This is a genomic window from Legionella donaldsonii (assembly GCF_900452385.1).
Lineage (GTDB): Bacteria > Pseudomonadota > Gammaproteobacteria > Legionellales > Legionellaceae > Tatlockia > Tatlockia donaldsonii.
This window is the reverse complement of record NZ_UGOA01000001.1, coordinates 2,646,048-2,666,867: the sequence shown is the minus strand read 5'-3', so window position 1 is coordinate 2,666,867 and position 20,820 is coordinate 2,646,048. Positions and strand designations below refer to the sequence as shown.

The window sequence follows — 20,820 nt, the reverse complement described above, 5'->3', positions numbered from 1 at the left end:
TGCCATTTGCTTGCTTAAACAGAGTATACATCCTAGAATTCTACTTTTGTGTGAAGGCGGAGAGATATAGATGGGATGGAATGAGCCGGATAAGGACAAGGATAAAGATAAAGATCCGTGGAGCGGTAAAAATCAGCCGCCAGATTTGGACGAAGCACTGAAACGTTTTCAAGATAAATTGAAGAAAACGTTTTTTGGTGGTTCTGGCCAACCCGGTAATGAAACGCCATCCTCCAGTAATGGCGGTGTACTCGCTGTGATGGTCACTTTGGTTGTTTTTATTCTATGGGCCATCTCTGGCATTTTCATCGTTGATCCTGCCGAGCAGGCAGCGATTCTTCGTTTTGGTAAGTATGTGGAAACCGTCGGTCCTGGACCTCATTGGATTCCACGTCTTATTTCGACAAAAATTGTGCAAAATGTCGAGCGTCTCTCTGACTATTCCTATTCAGCACAGATGTTAACAAAAGATGAGAATCTGGTATCAGTGTCTTTGGCTGTACAGTATCGAATCAACGATTTACAGGCTTATCTCTTTAACGTCGCTGATCCGCAAGAAAGTTTACAGCAGGCTACTTCAAGTGCTTTGCGACAAGTAGTTGGTACAACAACGCTTGATCAGATCATTACGGAAGGCCGTGAAGCCTGGGGAAGTAATGTTCAGGATTCTTTAATCAAAATTCTGGAAAAATATAAAACCGGAATCGTGATCGTGAATGTTTCACCACAACCTGCCCGCGCACCTGAAAATGTACAGGATGCCTTTGATGATGCAATTAAGGCTCAGGAAGACGAAAAACGTTTTAAAGAACAAGCCCTTGCTTATCAAGCCCGGGTAGTTCCTATTGCTGAAGGGGGAGCAAAGCGGGTTTTTGAGGAAGCGCAAGCCTTTGCCAAGCAAGCAGTATTACGTGCGAAGGGGGAAGTCGCAGAGTTTTTAGCCCTTTTACCAGGCTATACCCAAGCTCCGTTAGTGACTTCTGAACGGATGTATTTAGATACGATGCAACAAGTCTTAAGCAAGAGCAGTAAGATTATTGTTGATGGCAAATCAGGTAATCTTTTGTATTTACCCTTGGACAAATTAGCAGCGAATCCAGTGTCCGCATCTATTCCAGCCACCCCTGAGTCTGCGACCAAGATTGATCATTCTGCAGTCGCTAATGATATACAGAATACGCTGGTCAGTGACCGGAATATCACCAGACGCACTTACCGTCAGGAGGGGAATAACTAAATGAATACGACTAAAGCAACTTTAGGCATTCTATTGTTCATTATATTGATGGTATTGCTTGCCAGTGTTTTTACTATTACTCAGGGCCAACAGGGTATTTTACTTCGTCTTGGGCGTTTGGTAAGTGATGCTGATACCAATAAGGCAAAAATATTATTGCCCGGGTTACATCTAAAAACACCCTTTATTGAAAGTGTCCGCATTTTTGATACACGTATTCAGACTTTGGATATCAAATCCTCAAGGATTGTAACCAAGGAGAAAAAGGATGTGATTGTCGATTATTATGTGAAATGGCGAATTAATGATTTAGCTCGTTATTTTAAATCGACAGGTGGTAATGAATTCAAGGCAGAAACCTTGCTTGAGCAGCAGTTAAACACCTCATTGCGTGCGGAATTTGGGAAACGCAATATTTCTGATCTGGTGTCTGGTGGACGCGATGATGTGATGGAAGTCTTACGTGGTAAAGCCGAACAACAAGCGAGTCAACTGGGTATCGATGTTGTTGACGTGCGTATTAAAGGCATAGAATTACCCGAGAATACTTCCAATGCTATTTATCAACGTATGCGTGCCGATATGCAGAAAATAGCTAGCCGCCATCGTGCTGATGGTCATGCAGCAGCAGAAGCAATTCAGGCGGCAGCCGATGCGCAAGTGACTATATTGCTTGCCAAAGCACAAAGCGAAGGTCAAATCGTTAGAGCTCGTGGGTTAGCTGAAGCGGCTACTATCTATGCCGAAGCCTTTAGTAAAAATAAAGATTTCTTCACTTTTTATCGGAGCTTGAAAGCTTACGAAGGTAGTTTTAACAGCAGACAAGATATTCTGGTATTGGATCAAAGCAGTGCGTTTTTTGATTACTTTAGACATTCCTTGTCAAAAGGTGATGGTGTTAACGCTAAAAACTGATTATAATCGTTAATTTTGCTGAAATCGGGTTAAGCATGCTTAACCCTTTTTTATTTATTGGAGATACGGTTGCTCATTAATTTTCTCTCGGCCATTGCCTTAGTATTTGTATTCGAGGGATTAATGCCATTTACTTCTCCTGAGCGATGGAAGCAATTATTGCGCAAGATTATTGGACAGGATGAGAAAATATTGCGTTTAACTGGTTTTTTTAGCATGCTGGTGGGGGTTGTTCTACTCACCGTTGTTCATCAATTTGCAGAGTAAGAGTCCATTATGGGTAAAAATGTTGTTGTGATAGGTACGCAGTGGGGTGACGAAGGCAAGGGTAAAATTGTCGATCTGTTAACACATGACGTACAAGTAGTTGTTCGTTATCAAGGTGGACATAATGCAGGACATACACTGAAAATCAAAGGTGAAAAAACGGTCTTGCGTTTAATTCCTTCCGGCATATTACGTCCTCATGTGCAGTGTTATATTGGTAATGGTGTCGTACTATCGCCCAAGGCGTTGCTTGATGAAATTAAAGAGCTGGAAAATAAAGGCATTAATGTTCGTAGCCGCTTACATATCAGTCAAGCCTGTCCTTTGATTTTACCTTGTCACATCGCGTTGGATAATGCTCGGGAAAAACACAAAGGCGATGCAGCCATTGGTACCACAGGTCGCGGTATTGGGCCTGCCTATGAAGATAAAATTGCCCGACGAGCACTCAAGGTAAGCGATTTATTGCATCCTCAACGTTTTAAAACAAAACTCACCGAGTTATTGCAATATCATAATTTTGTATTGAAACATTATTACCACCAAGAGGAAATTGCTCTTGAGCCTTTGTTGGCAGAAGCAGCCGAGTGGACAGACGCTTTGCAAAATATGATTTGTGATGTGACAACCTCTTTGCATGAGCATCGGGAAAAAGGGGAGTCTATCTTATTTGAAGGAGCGCAAGGCGTATACCTTGATATTGATCACGGTACTTATCCATTTGTGACCTCATCGAATACCTGTGTAGGTAGTGTCGTTAACGGGGCAGGTTTTGGTCCTCGTTATCTTGATTACATACTGGGTATCACGAAAGCATATACTACTCGTGTTGGTGGTGGTCCGTTTCCTACTGAGCTGAAAGATGAAATTGGTAAGGGATTGGCTGCCCGCGGTTTTGAGTTTGGTGCGGTAACGGGTCGTCCTCGCCGTTGCGGTTGGTTTGATGCCGTATTGCTACGACGTTCCATAGAGCTTAATAGCATCACGGGTTTATGCATGACCAAGCTTGATGTATTGGATGGCATCGACACGTTGCGCATTGCTGTTGCCTATCGAAATGCAAAGGGGCAATTGTTATCCCGTCCACCGCAAGCAGCAGAAGACTTTGAAGGGTTGGAACCCGTGTATGAAGAGCTGCCAGGATGGAGTGAGTCAACTGCTGATGTAACAGAGCTTAAGCAATTGCCTGCCAATGCATTGGCTTACGTTAAGCGTATTGAAGAGTTGTTGGGTGTCCCAGTTGATATGCTATCAACTGGTCCAGAGCGCGACTCTACGATTATATTGCGCAATCCTTTGGCAGATTAGTTGGTCTTATTGACAGTCCGCCAGCTTGAGTGGAAAAGCATTAATAGTAGAAATGTCAGCATACTTCGCCTCTTCTCTTCAGGGTTTTATTGGTTAAAACCCTGTCTTACGCTTCGTTGCGAATTCTTTAGGTGTTTTTGTTAATTGGCTCATAAGCAGTTATAGCAACTGCTTATGGATTTAGTTGTGCACTCCTAAGGGAAGAGATGTTTACAAGGAGTTAGGATGTATACTTTTTTTGAGCAAATTTTCAGGAAGATTAAGGAAATACAACCAGTTAGCACAACGGGCGCGCTTGCCCATACCTATTATTGGCTTACTTCCTTTGGTTCCGGTGATCTTGTATTCCGTAATCCTAATTTTAGGGCTCCCAAGGAGCATGCCCCTGATTTAAGTGAAGGCATTGCGATTTATTGTACTCATGGTACTGCTGATCAGGCCGGTGCTTTTGACAGAATTGCGCAGCGTTTAATAGCAGCGGGTCTTCCCGAGCTTGTTTCTTCTATTCATCTTGTGTCCTTTGATAGTCGCTATCAAGGAAAAGGGATCAACTATTTTTCCTCACAATTAGCTGAAAAAATAAAAAAGAATGGGCACAAACATGTTATTTTAATAGGCCACTCAAGAGGTTGTTTAGTCAATACCTATGCAGCAGAACGCTATCTTCCCGAAGCAGGGATTCATGTCGAACGAGTAATAAATTTATGTGGTCCTTTTGGTGGTTCGGATTTAGCAATTGATCCTCTTTCACGAGTATCTACTTCAGTAGAGCAGATGCAAGTAAACAGTACCTTTCTCAAAAAACTGGGTGCTAAAGTGATGCAATCGAAAGCAATCTATAATTTTTTTGCTGCCGCACAAGATTGGATTGTGCGTCCAGCCTTTTCTTATGTGGTTGATTATGTAAAGAAAAATCCAAAATCGTTGGTTGAGCTTGATCGCCATGGGCATCTTTCCATTATGTCTTCCTATCGGGTAGTCGGTTTTATCCGGGATTACATTATTGAAAGCTGTAATGCTTTGTTGTCACCTGTTAGTAGAACTGACAAGAAGGAAATTGATAAAAATAGTGATGAAGAAGTGGTGGCAAAGATGAAGGAGGAACTGGATGACAGTGATTTTATTTTTGTCGACAAGGATGAAGTTGAGGATGATCTGCTGCTAGCGACTAAGAAAGAAGGCCATAAGATTGTAGAAGAGTCAGATGATGAAGGAGGGTATGTTCTAATTGATAACAAAGAAATTGAAGACGCGTCATCATCAACCAGCCCTAGATTCTGAAATGACTAATATTAATGCCGCCGCATACAACAACCAGTATTGATTCGAAGGCGTGAATGATAGGGTGATTTTCGTAGACTACCGCTAACGAAGCGCCGCTCGACAGTTCAACCAGCAAACGCTGATCCCTGGCAAAAGAACGGCTTCCCTGCTCTGCGGATTCATCACTGACTACAATACTCTGGATGGGATGTTCTTCTGACCATTGCATCAGTCGTTCTGTTACTGATTTTGCCCCAAGACTTGTTGCTTTAGAGGTAATGGAAGGTAAGATAATGCGGCTAGAGGCTTTTAACGATTGATAAAAAGCATCAGCACCTGTTGTTTCGACTGCAATGAGAGGCACTTGATGCCATCCTTGTCGTCGCATACCTTCAAGAACACCACAGGCCAATCCGCCGCCGCCTACAGAAACAATCACGGCGTCTGGTGTTTTAAGTCCTTGTGTGACTACCTCTTCAATCATCGTTGCATGGCCATCCCACAGCAGTGGATGATCAAACGGGGGAATATAGGCTGCTGCGTTCTCTTTAGCGAAAAGCGCCGCAGCTTGATGGGCTTCATCCCATACTGAACCTGCAATAACGACTTTAGCACCGTAGGATTTAATCGCATCAATATAGAGTGGATGGCTGCTACTTGGAATAAACACAGTGGTAGGGACATTTAGTTTCATTCCGCAATAAGCCACTGCAACACCAGCATTACCTCCTGAGGAGGCAACAAAGGCTCGGACTCCTTTTTTCCACTCATGTTGGCATAAATGCCCGATACCACGCAGCTTAAATGAACCAGGTGGCTGGAGTAACTCTAACTTAAAATGAATGGATTTACCCCATTTATTTTTCAGGTATTGTGACGAAATGAGTGGGGTTTTGCTATGGAGTGGCTGCACCGAATTTCTCCAAACTAGTAATATAGGAGTAGCTTCTTTCCCTTTAACCGAGAGAGAAGGTGCTACCCAGATTATTTTTTAACGCATTTTGATAAACGACTTCAGCGACGCTTAAATCCTGAATTGCAAGCCCGACCGATTTGAATACGGTTAACTGATCGCTATAGTTTTTTTCCTTGTTTAGCAGGTATTGACCGAGCTCAATGATTGCCTCTTTTTTTAGTTCATTTTGCTCAATAGCACTGATGATTTCCCCCGACTCGGACAACACCGCCTCTAACTGATCAGCGATTACAACCGCTTGGCTCAAAACGTCATTAGCAATTTCTTTCATCGCAGGGGAGTGCGAACCTATGGCATTAATATGTGTATGCGGTTGCAGGGAATTGAAATGAATTAAAGGTTCGATACTACTGGTCGCGGTGCAGATAATATCTGCTTCACTAATCGCTTTTGATACGGAATCATGCACTTTAACTTCATATTGAGAGGCAATTTTTTTTGCCAATTTTTCTGCGTTTTCTTTATTGCGTGACCAGAGAGAAACACGTTTGATGTTGCGCACTGTTGCAACCGCTTCAAGTTGAGTGAACGCTTGCGGGCCTGAACCAATAATAGCCACATGGCTGGCATTGTCACGGGCAAAGTATTTGGTTGCTAATCCTGAGACAGCACCTGTTCTTAAGGCAGTTAAATAAGCGGCATCCATTAGCACCTTGGGTTCCCCGGTGGTTGCATCAAGCAACATAATAAATCCGGTAATTGAGGGCTTATTTTTGGCAGGATTATTGGGAAAAATAGAGGCTACTTTTAAACCTAAGGTTTTATCACTGGCAAGGTAGGCTGGCATGGCTAAGGTCAAGGCTTTTTCCTCGGCAACAGGAATACCTGTTCTCAAGGGTAATTTGACTTCCTGTTTTGCTAGCTGAAAAAAAGCACGCTCCATGGCGGCAATTGCTTGCCCCATCGTGATACTTTGTTTTACTTCGGCTAAGGACAATAATCGAAGACTCATTTCTTTCTCCTGGTGATACCCTTCCTGGCATATTATAATAGTTTGCTAATAAATAGCAAGCTATATAAAATCGGTCCTTGGTTTTTTGTTAATCGTTGGCTGATTGTATACTGGGGAAAATTTGGGTATTATGATATTTCGTCCAACCAGAATTAAAATTGCACCTTATGGTCATTGTTTTTACAATGGCTTCAGTGCATCCTATTTAGTATTCGCAGATAACAAAGGATTACGTATGTTTGAATGGTTAAAGTCAATGGTTTTTAAATCTAACTCTACCTCTTCCATCAAGTCAGATTTTGTATCATCTAAACCGCAACCAACTTCAGCCGATGTCGAGAAGGAAGATACTTGGGTTTATTTTTGGAAAATGACAGCCAGAAATGGAGTAGGGCATGCAGCTATCCAAGTTGGGGGTAATCGGCCCAAGATGAAACCGGAAGACCCTGGAGAGTATATCAGTATTCACCCTGATGTTATTCCAGCAATAGGTCCAACCATTTTTTTACCCTTGCCAGCCCATCTAGCTACAACATTAGCAGAAGATATGGAAACACAAGCTGCTTCGCGTACACAACTAATTAGTGATTTTGAGTCTTCCCCCCTGCCATTGCAAAACCCGCTTTCTGTACCACCTGATCAAACGATTAGAATTAAAAATCTTGATACAAAAGCGATGCTCGCCCATATTGATCAGACGAGAAAGCAAGTGGAAGAAGGCCAAACAACCTACCAGTTAGTGCCCAAAGTGAATATGCTGGGATTTTTTCAGGATGCGCCTTATTTTATTACTCAGGATCCGTTAGATGTATTAATGAACAAACGATTCTTATCTGGGCATAAGAAAACAACCAGTCAGGTGATGCATTGTTCAATGCTTGTAAGTGAAATATTAACTAGTGGTGGCGCGCATATTGAGCCATCGAAAATGCCTTGGGGAATAACACCCAATAACTTGGCTGAGCAGATAAGCAATGGACCTAAATGCTAAACCTTAATTGGAGAGGCATGAGATTGTTACATGCCTCTTTTATTTCCTACTTGATTTTGCGCCAATAATTATTAATTATTTTAGCTTAAATCGTTGTATAAACTCTTCTTTATCTATTTTCTGGAATCCTTGTTTTTCTAGACTGGGAGTAAAGAGAGTAGGTATCAGTGGGTTACTGAAAGGAATCCCTGCCTCAGCGACAACATAAGTTACGGAGCTTGCGCAATTATCTGGACCGAACGTTGCAGGTGCACTGTGGCTCTCGTTATCATAAACATGAAATCCGCAGTGATCTTCCACTGGATGGAATCCATGTATTCTTTTATGTTTTTCGGCTGTTGCGTAAGCATTTTTCTGGGCATTAAAAAAGCTGGTCATAAGCGTAGCGAATGGATTTAACGAACCAAAAACAGAGTAAGCCCGCTTTCCTGCGCTCACCTCTTTTGAAAAGTTTTTTTGGGCTTTTTTAGCACGTTGATATTGTTCACTGTCAATTTCTTTAACTAAAACGTGTTCTGCTTCTCTTAAGTCCTCTTGATGGTCAGACGCTAGTCGACCTGGTACGGGTACTGAGCCCAAACTAAGCCCATTAATGAATGAGCCAATCAAACTAGGAAAAAAACTGGTATGTTTAATTTTGTTCTGTTCCGGTGTTTCTTTTACGGAGCTAATCGATACGTGTCCTGGGCCATCGGTAGTATCTTTTACGAAAGCAAATAAATGATATTTAGTGTTAACTGGAACGCTTGCTGTTGATCTGTCAATTTTGCTGTATGACATCTTTAAAACCTCTCACATCTTCTCGTCACTTCAATTTTTTTAAACAAAAAGAGAGTGCAGTTAGAATGAACATAAAGATCATAAATTTTACATTATTAATCTTAGGTAAACCTTAAGAGAGAAGAATTGTTGAAGATACATAAAATGAGGTATTGTGGTTATGTCGAATAGATGCTTGATTAGATCTTTGCTGAATATACTCATTAGAGGAGAGGTTTTATTTAGAGTATTAAATAGTAATACTAATGCATTTGCCAAATAGGACTTCGGGGAAAAAGATTCTATTTTGAATGTGCGAATTATATGCTGTTAATAGAAGATTTAATTGGAGTGCAAGATGAACTTAACCAAAATAAGAGGTTTTTACCCCTATCTCATGGTGGTGTTTTTCAATACTTTTGTTGATCTGGGGCATAAAATTTTGATTCAAGATACCCTCTATCAAACCTCAATCGGAACTACCTATACCATTCTATCCGCAATTATTAATGCCCTTATCCTTTTGCCTTATATTTTATTATTTACCCCATCAGGATTTCTTGCTGATAAGTTTCCTAAAGCGTTGGTGTTAAGAATAACTGCGGCAGCGGCTATTCCGCTGACCTTAGTGATTACCTGGTGTTATTACCAAGGTTATTTTTGGGGTGCTTTCTTACTAACCTTATTACTTGCTATTCAAAGTGCCCTCAATTCACCAGCCAAGTATGGTTATATTAAAGAGATCTTCGGGAAGGAACATCTGTCGCAGGCTAATGCAATTGTTCAAACGCTGACAATTATTGCTATTCTAGGGGCCACTTTTATTTTTACCTATCTTTTTAGCTTTGCTATTGATGCTGCGGGATTACAGCACAGCAGTGATAAGGCCTTGCTGCTACAAGCAATCGCTCCGGCTGGTTTTTTGTTAGTAATCGTTTCTGTTTTTGAAACGCTAATGACTTTTCTGCTGTTACAAAAACAAGCGGCAGATCCGCAGTCACATTATGAATTAAGCAATTACTTTCGTGGCCATTATTTAAAAACCTATTTGCAAAAGGTCACTGAAAAGAATGTCATATTTACCTGCATTGTCGGCTTATCCTTATTCTGGGCTATTAATCAAGTACTTTTGGCCAGTTATGGTGCGTTTTTAAAAGAACATCTGGGCAATATCAGCGTGATGTTTGCCCAAGGGTCCTTAGCTATAGGAGGAATAGGGATATTATTAGGTGCCTTATATGCCGGTAAAGTATCAAAGGGTTTCGTAGAAACGGGTTTGCTTCCGGTTGCCACGGTGGGAATAACCGCAGGGCTTTTTATTCTGCCAACGCTTTCCAGTCAAGTGGCGATTGTGCTGCTTTTTTTGGTTTATGGTTTTTTTGGCGGCATGCTCATTGTACCGCTTAATGCGCTGATCCAGTTTAATGCCCCTCGCAAGGAGTTGGGTAAAATATTATCTGCCAACAATTTTATGCAAAATTGTTTCATGATTGGATTTCTGGGGTTTACTGTCTTATTTAGCCTCTTGGGTATAGATAGTCTGATTTTATTGTATGGACTTTTTGTGATTGCCTTGGCCGGTGCAATCTATACCATAATAACCTTGCCTCAATCTCTGGTCCGCTATTTATTGTATTTCGTTGCTTCCAAATTTTATCGCCTGAGCGTTTACCAACTGGATAACCTGCCTTCAGCAGGTGGTGTCCTATTGCTGGGTAATCATGTTAGTTTTATCGACTGGGCCATTTTACAGATCGCTTGTCCACGGCCAATTCGTTTTGTTATGGAGCGTTCTATCTATGAAACCTGGTATCTGAATTGGTTACTCAAGAAATTTAAAATCATTCCTATTGCTCGAGGCGCCAGCCAGGATTCGTTACAGGAAATTAATGCTGCTTTAAATGCAGGCGAGGTTGTAGCACTGTTCCCTGAGGGGCGTCTAAGCCGGAATGGACAATTAGGTGTTTTCCGAACTGGTTTTGAGCGGGCAGTGGTGGGTGCGAATGCAGTCATTATACCTTTTTATATCCATGGTTTGTGGGGAGCAAAAGCCTCCTATGCCTCGTCCTATTATCAACGGTTAATTCAAGCCAATAATCGTCGTGTAACCGTTATCTATGGCTCTGCAATGGATATTGGCTGTAAGGCACAAGCCGTGCAACAAAAGGTGCGCGAGCTTTCTGTTAAAGCCTGGAAATTATCAACGAACGAATTAAACAGCATTCAATCGGAGTGGTTGTATAAAGCAAAAAAAATAGGGCATTTACCCGCGCTTATTGAGGAAAATGGCAGAAAAATAACGAACAGTAAATTATTAGGGTTAGTATTATTCTTCAGCCGGAAACTTAAACCACTCATCAAAAAACAACAAACGATAGGTCTTCTTTTACCCGCCAGTCTGGGAGGAGTGATCGCCAATCTTAGTTTGTTCTGTTTGGGTAAAACAGTCGTCAATTTAAATTATACGACTGGTGAATCCATACTTCAGTCGGCTACACAGCAAGCTGCAATTAAAACAATGATTACTTCCCGGCAGTTTATAGAAAAAATAAAAGCACGTGGTATCGAACTCAATGGGTTGATGTCTTCAATAAGCTTTATTTATCTGGAGGATTTCAAAGGTGAACAAAGCAAACTTTGGATTGTCGCTTATTTCATGTTGGCTAAACTCTTCCCTATCTGGTTGTTGAGTTTGCTTTTTATCAAAAAGGCGGATGTTAACAGTACAGCAGTGATTTTATTTAGTAGTGGTAGTGAGGGTCAGCCAAAAGGTATTGAACTTACCCATCGTAATCTCTTAAGCAACATTAATCAGGTGGCGAGTGTTTTTGGTATTGAAGAAAAAGATATCATTCTGAATTCGTTGCCACTATTCCATGCCTTTGGTCTTACGGTAACAACGTTAATGCCCTTATTAAAGGGGATACCGATGGTTTGTTATCCGGATCCTACGAATTCCCTGGCGATTGCCAAACTCATTTTTCGCCACAAAGTGACTTTCTTGTGTGGTACCTCTACTTTCCTCGGTTTGTATGCGCGTAACAATGCTATTCATCCCATGATGCTATCGAGTTTGCGTATGGTAGTTGCTGGCGCTGAAAAGTTATCACCTACCATTTACCAGGAATTTAAACGCAAATTCAATTTGGATATTTATGAAGGTTATGGGGCAACGGAAGTGGCTCCAGTCGCTAGCTGCAACTTGCCTGATGTTTTATCAGCAAGTGATTGGCATGTGCATACAGCAAATAAACCGGGGACAGTGGGTTTACCTTTACCCGGTTGTGCTTTCAGGGTTGTCGATCCTGAAACACTTCAGGATCTACCGGTTGGAGAAGAAGGTCAAGTCCTTATTGGCGGGACTCAAATCATGCAAGGCTATCTTAATATGCCAGAAAAAACACGCGCCGTATTAATCGAGGATGGTGATTTTACCTGGTATAAAACAGGTGATAAGGGTCGTCTGGATCATGAGGGTTATCTGACTATTGTTGACAGGTATTCCAGGTTTGCCAAAATTGGTGGTGAAATGGTGAGTTTAGGTCAAGTAGAGGAGCGCTGGCAGCAAGCATTGCATGACGAAGATACTGCGATCATGGCCCTTGCAATCCCTGATAGCAAAAAAGGGGAGCAATTGGCGCTTGTTTATGCTGCGAATCTATCCGTTGATGAAGTCATGCAAAAGCTAATGAAAACTGATTTACCCAAGTTAATGTTGCCTAAAACAATCAAACAAGTGGAGGAGTTACCAAGGTTAGGCAATGGTAAATTGGATTATCAATCAGCGAAACAACTTGTACTTGCTAATTCAGACTCTCTTTAGATCATTGAAAATATGAGGAACCCATGGACGCATGGCAATTACCAATGCTGTTCCATGGCGTTTATCAATCGCAATATCGATCGTTTCACGGCAAGTTTGTAAAAATTGATCAGCGGCTTTGTGCAACGCTTGTTGAAATTTCAAATTATCTTGTTCACTGAGCATGCCGTTGCGCACTAAAAACAATTGTTCTGGTTTTTCAAAGCGACAGTTGAAAAAGTCAGTTTGGATGTTTTCCTGGAAGAAACGCTGAATAGGGCCATCGGCAATCCAATAGAAGTCAGCATGAATTAAGCGCTTGAACCGATTACCAGGTTGCAGCTCTATAATTTTCATTTGATCAAGACGGGCTACTTTTCTAATCAGTTCATGTTCTGAAAAGTTATAAAAATTCAAGATGTCATTGAATTCCCAATAATTAAGAACACAAATGGCGACTAGTAACAATTTTTTGTCACTGATCAATTCTTTTTCCTGTTTCTCGGTTAAATGCAGGATCGGTTTATTTCTTTTTTGTACGAGTTCAAAGGCTTCCGATAAGGTTAGATTAATGCACTCACAAATAGCTTCCAGTCTAGACAAATCAATGTGTTGCTGGCTAAACAGCCGTTTAACACTGGCTTCTGATAAAGCCAGTTTTTTCGCAAGCTCTTTATAGGTTAAACCCTGTAGTTTAAGCTGCTGTTTAATGATTACAAAAAGATCATGGATTTGTGACATAAGTTGTAGTTTCTTATTGATCTAAAATAATTAACTATAACTGGCCGGAGTAATGGAAGGAACAAGGATTGACTGATGATAGCAATTATCTTTAATTACGATCCGTTGCTTTGGTCGGCGCCATTTTTTCGTTCTTTCTCTTATACACTAATTTTATCGCTAGAAGTTTTCTTTTTAAAAAGAGAGTATTAAAATGGGCCAGGATTTAATCCTGGGAGAAAGATTCTGACTACTTTTTTTAAAAATACTAAAATTGCGGCCAATGCACTTTATGGGGATTTTAAGTTTAAGCCTTATTACAACTTTCTCTTTCATCTGGAAGCGTTCACCACGTTTCTTTGCCACATAGCCAGATGTTTATATGATTTAGCCTGCACCGCCTTACGTGTGGCAATCACTCCCTTCTACGTTTTGAATCCGCTAGCCTGGATCTGGCTTCCAGGTCATGCTATGGAGCTGGCTGATGATATTACAGGCGCATTAATTAGTGCTGTGACCGTTGTTATTCATCCCGCCGTTTTTGTCATTCGTACATTGTCTTCAATGATTTTTGGTTATGAGGAAGATAGTGACTGCGATTGGGGAGTTGACGCAGAAGAACAAGATTTGGAGCTTGCGATGACCATTGGTGTCTTTTCTTAGTAATTTAACTGTTAGGCAAATCTGCCTACTTACTCGCTTTGTTTGTGAAGTATTCCCGCTTTCGCGGGAAGACATTGTCCTTTCTGTACAGACGGGAATCCAGGGGTTTCGCGCTGCAAGGTTAGCCCATTTTGACCAGTTGATAATAAAATTTAACTGCACTGTCCTTATGATCTTGGTTGTAATCGGATAACTCCAAAACCGGTGAGCTAGAGACTGTATTATTAATATACTTAAAGCGATATAACTCTCTGGAAATTAAAAGCAAAAGCCTTCCCTTCGTTTCATCGGCACTGCCCCAATATTGATACATTAAACTATTTAATCCAAAAACATGGGAACCAATAACCTGATAGGACGAATCGATTTGCTGATGTTCCAGCAACTTTTGCTGGTAAAAGTTAAACTCGCTGCCAATGTTATAAACATCCAGCGGCACGATGATGGGCGTGTCATGATTTTTACTTTCTACGGTATCGGCAAGTCGATGCAGTTGCCAGGTGAACTCATCCCAATGAATTACTTTAGGAAATAAATAGTGGTTAAGTGTTTGTGGTTTGCCTGAAAAAATACAATAAAGTATTCCGCTGTAACAAAATAATAATACAGCGCAGGTTGTTATCCAACTTTTACGGGTCGATAAACCAATTATTTTTTGGTCGTGGGCGATTAGGATCGAAAACCAGGGAATCATTGCCAGCAGACTGGGGCCAATCCAATTAACCTTGATTACATGACACAGACTAAACAATGAAAAAAATAACAGGGGTACGGTTGTATACACTTGAAGAAAGCGTTTTGTTTTCGTGGTTATGAGGTTTTTAGCGTGCTCTTTGGTATATAAAAGCCATCCTCCAAAAACACCGGCAGGAGTTAAAAATACCAGCAATAATCCAATCAATATATGCAAGGAAAAGGTGTAATGCTCTTGCAGTCGTCGCGTGCTCTGAAATTGGAAGGAGGCCCATTGATGAGTAGCATTCCAATAAATAACAGGGAAAAACAGGAGCACACTGATTAATGCACAAAGGTAAGGTTCTTTACGAAAGAACCACTTGCGCGAACCAGGCTCTAAAATTAAATAGGTGACGGTCGCAAGCCCAAGCAAAACGATGGTGTATTTGGAAAGCAGCCCCAGGCCAAGCCAGAGTCCTGCCAAATACCATTTTTTGGATTGCTCCAGGACCAAAGCCTGGTAGAGATAATAAAGCGTTGCCGACCAGCTAAGGATGAGAGGGATATCTGGAGTAATGATATGCGAATGAATAAAGAAAAAAGGAAGGACTGACAAGAGCGCAATAGCATAAATACCAGCTCCTCTCTTTATTGAGTTGGTGAGCTTAAAGCTAAAATACCCTGTCAAAATCCAACAAGGGATTGTAGCAAAGCGCACCCCCCATTCATTGGTTCCCAAAAGGGATGTTCCTAATTTAATTAAGAGGGCAACCATTGGCGGGTGATCGAGAAAACTGAAATCAAGATGATTCGCATAATTCCAATAATACGCTTCTTCAACTAATAAATTGGCCGATAGCAGGAAGAAGAGGTGCAACAGGAGAAAAAGAACAATAACAATTAAAAATGGCAATCTATATCTAGTTTGATTCATTATAAATTTTTAACCTAATATCCATAACAGGTTGTCCTTCAAGCAGTCAAGTTAACGGTTAACAGCTCAAATAGACTTATCACGTCGTTAAATAATTTGAATTTCCATATTTAATACTAAATTTCAATGAATAGCTTTAAAAAACTTAAAAATAATAAAAATTTTTTTTATTCAGGGAATTAGGTTATCAGAGAACGCTAACAAAGTGGTTGTTGGTGAATAAAGTGATTAAACAAATCGAATAATCTTGCGGGTTGATCAATAGGTGCTAGATGGCCGGCACCACGAATTTTGATCTGAGTTAGCCCGGCAGCTGTTTTAACATAGCCGGCAACCTGACCGTCAGTATGCCATACGCAGGTCGATGCTTGGGCAAAGGGCTTTTTACCAGGCCAATTCAATGCTGCAAGCCATAAATCAGTGCTCATGAAATTAGAATCTTTTCCATCGTCAAGGCCGTTGTATATCCACACAGGAATACCAGCAGACAGTATACGGGGATAAAGATTGGCAACGGAGTCCTGTTCACCGATTTCAAGACTATCTGCAGCTATTTTGCTGAAGGTTTTGTATTTTTTCACGCGTGGATCACTATGTAAGGCTCTACGTACAGCAGGACGATTTAAATAGTGAAGCATCGCTCTATCATCTGGTTCGGTAGCTGTTGCTATATTTGCCAAATTAAGGTTGCCGCTTGTTTTTTTTATAAACTTTTGAATTTTTTCGCAGACTTGATTGGCACGGCGACTTGAAGGGTTTTTTTTATCAATTTCTTTTATACACTGCTGATAAAGCGTTTTGACTTTAGTCTGTGCCTGTTTATCAATGAGTCCGTGTGTATAGGCAAAATCAATATTAGCGGCTTGTTGTAAACGGGGATTCACCCAACCATCACCGATTAAAAGTCCTTTTAATTGGATTTTTTGAGCATGGGTATTGCCGGCTAAAATACGGATTGCCAGTTGCGGCAAGTATTTCCCGGCATAGGATTCACCAGCAAGGTAGAAAGGTTGTGCCGAAAATTGGGGATAACGTTGAAAAAATAGTTTTAAAGCATGATAAAGCTGATCCATGGCTTCCGCTTCATTGGCATAACTGGAATGATTGCCATAAGAAAACCCGACACCAGCAGGTTGATCAATCACCAAATAATCGGCCTGTTTTGTCCATGAGTATTGTCTTTTTGCAAGATGGCCATTTTTTTGGACTGTATAAGGACCATTTTCCATAAAAAAACCATATAAACTTGCAGCGCCAGGGCCGCCGTTCAGCCATAAGACAATGGGCGTTTTTGTAGAATGGGTAGGACTTGCAACAAACCAATAAAATAAATTACCCGTTTTGTTGTGGCATTGGTAGCCGACACAATCGGGACCTGAAAGTGGGAGATAGCCTGCTAATTGCAGTTCGTTAATTTTACCAAGGCCTGGCAAAGAACGGATCCTTTCTGCGGAGTTTACTGGGGAGCCTGATTGTGAACTAACAATGAAGGAGGTATAAACAATGAATGAAAACAACAAAGGCCTGATTTTCATGGCATGATTATACCAATATAACTGGAATAGAGTTAAGACTTTTGCAAATGCATTGCGAAGTGTTTAACTACCAAACACATTCATTGGATTTGAAGGCTGTAAGCAAGCATTCAAAATCTCTTGCATCGAATTCAATGCTTTTTCTTTAGCTTCCGATGGATACTTGGATTGAACATCTCGAATAGTTTGTTCAAGTTGAGCGACCGGAACAGCTACGGACTCATGTATCTCGGTTTGTGTGATTTTACGAGGCAAACGATGACCGCCAAAGAAGCTGTTGCTTAATAGCTGCGACATTTTAGGCGTACTTTGTGCACTCATATCGATCACTTTAGTTAATTTAGATTACTTATACTTTATCAAGGTTTTCTGAAATAAACCTTAAGGAAAGCTTAAGATAAATAAATTTTTTTCATTTAAAATGAAAATTAATTAGTCAATGAGTTTGTTTTTAGCGGTATTGTGCGTGATTATCATCCATTTTGGTGCTTTTTTTAAAAAAACTTGCTTAATAAATGAATTTGATAAGAGAGGAGTTTAAGTAACACCATGACCGGGAATCGCTCGAAAATGAAAGGAAAGAAGAAAAGCAGAGTTGATCCTGCTTACTTCTTACTCTGCTGTCGCTTTTACCCCTTTCTTTTTCATATGCCGCTTCTCTTGCCAGGTTTGTAACAATACGTAAAACACGGGCACAAAGACCACCGCAAGGCAGGTAGACGCTAACATGCCGCTGCATACGGCCACACCAATGGAGCGCCTTGCATTGGCACCGGCACCAGTGGCAAAGACCAAAGGCAACACCCCCATAATGAAGGCAAAAGAAGTCATTAAAATAGGGCGAAAACGTGTTTTTGCTCCTAATACCGCAGCCTCCATAATGGGTTTGCGGTGAATTTGTCGTTGCTCATGGGCGACCTCAACAATCAGAATCGCATTCTTGGTTGCTAAAGCAATTAACAACAACAACCCTATCTGCGTATACATATTGTTATCGAGCCCCAGGCTGGATAACGCGATTACTGTTCCTATCAGTGTTAAAGGGACGCTAAGAATAATTGAGGCTGGTACAAGCCAGTTTTCGTATTGCCCAGCTAAAATCATATACACCAAAATCAATGACATGATAAAAATAAGATAACTGACATTGCCCGCTACTTTTTCCTGGTAAGCAGTGGATGTCCACTCAAAAGAGAGGCCTCCGGGCAAAATTTTATGCGCCAATTGCTCCAGGGTTTGAATGGCTTGTCCCGAACTATAGCCTGCTGCTGCAATGCCATTAATGCTGCTCGATGGATAGAGATTATAAAGGGAAATCAGTGCTGGCCCGATAGTTGGATTGATATCTGTTAATGTGCCAAGAGGAACCATGCCACCATACTGATTTTTTACATAATAATTGCGCACATCCTCTATACTTGTACGTGAAGAAGCGTCTGCTTGTACATAGACCTGAAATACCTGGCCAAATTTGGTAAAAAGATTTACATAAGAGGAGCCGAGATAAGTTTGTAAAGTATCAAATGCGGAACCCACAGAGACACCTAAGGACTCTGCCTTGGAACGATTGATTGGCGCGGAAACTTGCGGTACAGCAGCACGAAAAGAAGTCATCACTTTTTGTAATTCGGGCAGGGCATTCCCTTGCTTCACCAACTGATCAGTAACTTTTTGTAGTTTGAGGTAATCAAAACTGCCATCTTGCATTTCTACCTGCATTTGGAAACCGCCTGATAAGCCCAAGCCTTGAATCGGGGGCGGTACAACGACTAATACTTTGGCATTTAATGTTTGTGCGGCAATTTCGCTAAACCTAGTATAAAGTGATTTTAAATCCTCTCCTTTTCCACGGACACTCCAATCTTTGAATATGATATACACGACACCCGCATTAGCCAGGTTGGCGTTATTATCGAGAAGAGAAATACCATCAATGCTAATGACGTTCGCAACACCGGGAACTGTGGAAACTTTTTTACTTAATTCATCCAAAACAGTTTCCGTGCGCCCGAGGGTTGCCCCATCAGGTAAGAGGACGTTTAAAATGAGATAGCCCTGATCTTCTATGGGAATAAAACCTGTCGGAATAAGGCTGATACCGCCAATCGCAATAGCAACTAACAAAACACCGAGGAGACAAACTTTATTCGTGTGATGTACAAGCCGATCCATGAATCGTATATAAGAGGCTTCGATAGGGTTATAAAAGCGATCGAAGGCACGAAAGAAAATATTTTTGGGTTTATCTGGATCAATCGGTTTCAGCCATAAAGCACATTGAGTCGGTTTCAATGTCATGGCGTTGATCGCACTAATGAAGGCCGTTGCAGCGATGACTAAAGCAAATTGAGCATACATCGCACCAGTTAAACCGGGCATAAATCCGGCGGGCACAAAAACGGCCATGAGTACCAGGGTAATACCAAGAATTGGCCCAAATAATTCACGCATTGCTTCAATGGCAGCCTCTTTGGGTGGCATGCCTCTTTCAATATGTTGTGTAACCCCTTCAACAATAACAATTGCGTCGTCTACCACAATACCAATAGCCAAGACCAGGGCAAACAGGGTTAATAAATTGATGCTGTAACCCAATAAGAACATGGCAAAGAAAGTACCAATAATAGTGACTGGTACCGTGGTGGCTGGTACTAGCGTAGCACGGAAATTTTGTAAGAAAACCACAATGACCAGTAAGACTAAAATGCCTGCCTCAAAGAGTGTCTTATAAACTTCGGTCACCGAGGCTTTTACGAACATGGTTGTATCAAAGGGAATAGAATATTCCATCCCTGGCGGGAATTTTTTTGCCATTTTAGCAACGGTTTTACGCACTTCTTCGGCTACTTCCAAAGCGTTAGCTCCGGGAAGTTGGAATATCCCTATAGCTGCGGTTGGTTTGCCATTGAGTTTAGCTAGCTGACTATAACTGGAAGAACCAAGCTCGACTCGGCCTACATCCCGAATACGCACAATTTGTGCGGCACTACTCGCATCAGCTCTTTCATTGGGATCCGTCCCTGAGCTTTTGATGATGATGTTGGCAAATTCTTCTGGATTGGCAAGTTGGCCAGGGACATTAACAGTAAATTGATAAGGTTGTTGGCCTACTACAGGGGGCGCCGCGATTTGACCTGCAGACACTTCCTTGTTTTGATTGCTGATCGCATTAAGAACGTCACGTGGATTCAAAGAAAAAGCGAACATTTTTTGTGGGTCCAGCCAGATTCGCATGGCATAGGCACCTGAACCAAAGATAATGACGTTACCTACTCCAGGCAAACGAGACAGTTCATCTTGCATGTTAATCGTGGCATAACTGTCGAGGAATAAACCATCGTATTCGCCATTTTTGGATGTTAACGTAACAAACTGCAGGATAGCGGTAGATTTTTGCTGAACGACGACGCCTTGTTGCTGTACGGATTCTGGCAATTGTGCCATTGCTGCTTGGACGCGATTTTGTACCAGTACTTGAGCGAAATTGAGATCAGTACCGATAGCAAAGGTAACAATCAAAGTATAGTTACCACTATTGGTTGACGTGGATTGCATATAAAGCATATTTTCCACGCCATTGACTTGCTGCTCAATAGGAAGTGCTACGGTATTAATTAACGTTTTGGCATCGGCACCAGGATAATTGGTTGTTACTTGAATTGTTGGTGGTACTATCGCAGGGTATTGTGACACTGGTAAAACAATAATGGCAATTAAGCCAAGAAAAACCAGCAGTAAGGCAATAACATTTGCAAGTACAGGCCGTTCTATAAAAAATTTAGAAATCATTTCTGTTTCTTCTCACTTTGAAGATCCATTTTAG

General features: G+C 41.3%; 16 protein-coding genes. 8 read left to right on the top strand and 8 right to left on the bottom strand.

All coding sequences use genetic code 11. The features are described from left to right. The first annotated feature begins 70 nt into the window (after positions 1–70). From hflK to DYC89_RS12030, 5 genes are all read left to right on the top strand, one after another. Entirely contained in the window at positions 71–1,237 is a 1,167-nt protein-coding gene (gene hflK, locus DYC89_RS12050) for an FtsH protease activity modulator HflK (protein WP_115222005.1), read from the top strand. Continuing rightward, positions 1,238–2,152 carry a protease modulator HflC gene (hflC, locus tag DYC89_RS12045; RefSeq protein ID WP_115222004.1) on the top strand — a complete coding sequence of 305 codons (915 nt, stop codon included), beginning with the start codon at positions 1,238–1,240 and terminating at the stop codon, positions 2,150–2,152. A gap of 69 nt (positions 2,153–2,221) precedes the next feature. Continuing rightward, on the top strand, positions 2,222–2,419 hold the full coding sequence (locus tag DYC89_RS12040) for a DUF2065 domain-containing protein (RefSeq protein ID WP_058444897.1): 198 nt from the start codon (positions 2,222–2,224) through the stop codon (positions 2,417–2,419). Between the two features lie 9 nt (positions 2,420–2,428). Continuing rightward, positions 2,429–3,727: an adenylosuccinate synthase gene (locus DYC89_RS12035; protein WP_115222003.1), complete on the top strand. Its 1,299-nt coding sequence runs from the start codon at positions 2,429–2,431 to the stop codon at positions 3,725–3,727. Positions 3,728–3,952: 225 nt separating this feature from the next. After that, a complete protein-coding gene (locus DYC89_RS12030) occupies positions 3,953–5,008 on the top strand; it encodes an alpha/beta hydrolase (RefSeq protein ID WP_115222002.1) in 1,056 nt (351 codons plus the stop codon). Here the strand turns inward: DYC89_RS12030 and DYC89_RS12025 are convergent. Both DYC89_RS12025 and DYC89_RS12020 read right to left on the bottom strand, forming a co-directional pair. Next, positions 4,998–5,903 carry a pyridoxal-phosphate dependent enzyme gene (locus tag DYC89_RS12025; RefSeq protein ID WP_115222001.1) on the bottom strand — a complete coding sequence of 302 codons (906 nt, stop codon included), beginning with the start codon at positions 5,901–5,903 and terminating at the stop codon, positions 4,998–5,000. The genes DYC89_RS12030 and DYC89_RS12025 overlap by 11 nt on opposite strands. Positions 5,904–5,946: 43 nt before the next feature. Next, positions 5,947–6,918: an ornithine cyclodeaminase family protein gene (locus DYC89_RS12020; protein ID WP_115222000.1), complete on the bottom strand. Its 972-nt coding sequence runs from the start codon at positions 6,916–6,918 to the stop codon at positions 5,947–5,949. A 235-nt stretch (positions 6,919–7,153) separates the two neighbouring features. Here DYC89_RS12020 and DYC89_RS12015 point away from each other — a divergent pair, with 235 nt between their 5' ends. Further along, positions 7,154–7,909, top strand: a complete 756-nt coding sequence (locus DYC89_RS12015) for a hypothetical protein (RefSeq protein WP_147285506.1) — start codon at positions 7,154–7,156, stop codon at positions 7,907–7,909. A 75-nt stretch (positions 7,910–7,984) separates the two neighbouring features. Here DYC89_RS12015 and DYC89_RS12010 read toward each other — a convergent pair whose 3' ends face one another. After that, positions 7,985–8,689 (bottom strand): hypothetical protein, encoded by a 705-nt coding sequence (locus tag DYC89_RS12010; protein WP_115221998.1) that lies wholly within the window; start codon positions 8,687–8,689, stop codon positions 7,985–7,987. Between the two features lie 337 nt (positions 8,690–9,026). On the opposite strand from DYC89_RS12010, the gene DYC89_RS12005 reads away from it, so the two are divergent. After that, on the top strand, positions 9,027–12,491 hold the full coding sequence (locus DYC89_RS12005) for an acyl-[ACP]--phospholipid O-acyltransferase (protein WP_115221997.1): 3,465 nt from the start codon (positions 9,027–9,029) through the stop codon (positions 12,489–12,491). Here DYC89_RS12005 and DYC89_RS12000 read toward each other — a convergent pair. After that, a complete protein-coding gene (locus tag DYC89_RS12000; RefSeq protein WP_115221996.1) occupies positions 12,477–13,211 on the bottom strand; it encodes a helix-turn-helix domain-containing protein in 735 nt (244 codons plus the stop codon). The genes DYC89_RS12005 and DYC89_RS12000 overlap by 15 nt on opposite strands. 450 nt (positions 13,212–13,661) lie before the next feature. Between DYC89_RS12000 and DYC89_RS16725 the strand changes: the two genes are divergently transcribed. Beyond that, positions 13,662–13,853, top strand: coding sequence for a hypothetical protein (locus DYC89_RS16725; protein ID WP_245953991.1), 192 nt, complete (start codon positions 13,662–13,664; stop codon positions 13,851–13,853). Between the two features lie 121 nt (positions 13,854–13,974). Here the strand turns inward: DYC89_RS16725 and DYC89_RS11990 are convergent, their stop codons facing one another. The 4 genes from DYC89_RS11990 to DYC89_RS11975 form a co-directional block, all read right to left on the bottom strand. Further along, the gene (locus DYC89_RS11990; protein ID WP_115221994.1) at positions 13,975–15,462 is read right to left on the bottom strand and encodes a glycosyltransferase family 39 protein; all 1,488 of its coding nucleotides are present in this window, start codon (positions 15,460–15,462) and stop codon (positions 13,975–13,977) included. A gap of 197 nt (positions 15,463–15,659) precedes the next feature. Beyond that, positions 15,660–16,895 carry a S10 family peptidase gene (locus DYC89_RS11985; RefSeq protein WP_245953990.1) on the bottom strand — a complete coding sequence of 412 codons (1,236 nt, stop codon included), beginning with the start codon at positions 16,893–16,895 and terminating at the stop codon, positions 15,660–15,662. Positions 16,896–17,060: 165 nt separating this feature from the next. Continuing rightward, the gene (locus DYC89_RS11980; protein WP_115221992.1) at positions 17,061–17,318 is read right to left on the bottom strand and encodes a hypothetical protein; all 258 of its coding nucleotides are present in this window, start codon (positions 17,316–17,318) and stop codon (positions 17,061–17,063) included. A gap of 291 nt (positions 17,319–17,609) precedes the next feature. Next, positions 17,610–20,786, bottom strand: coding sequence for an efflux RND transporter permease subunit (locus tag DYC89_RS11975; protein WP_115221991.1), 3,177 nt, complete (start codon positions 20,784–20,786; stop codon positions 17,610–17,612). Positions 20,787–20,820 lie beyond the last annotated feature (34 nt).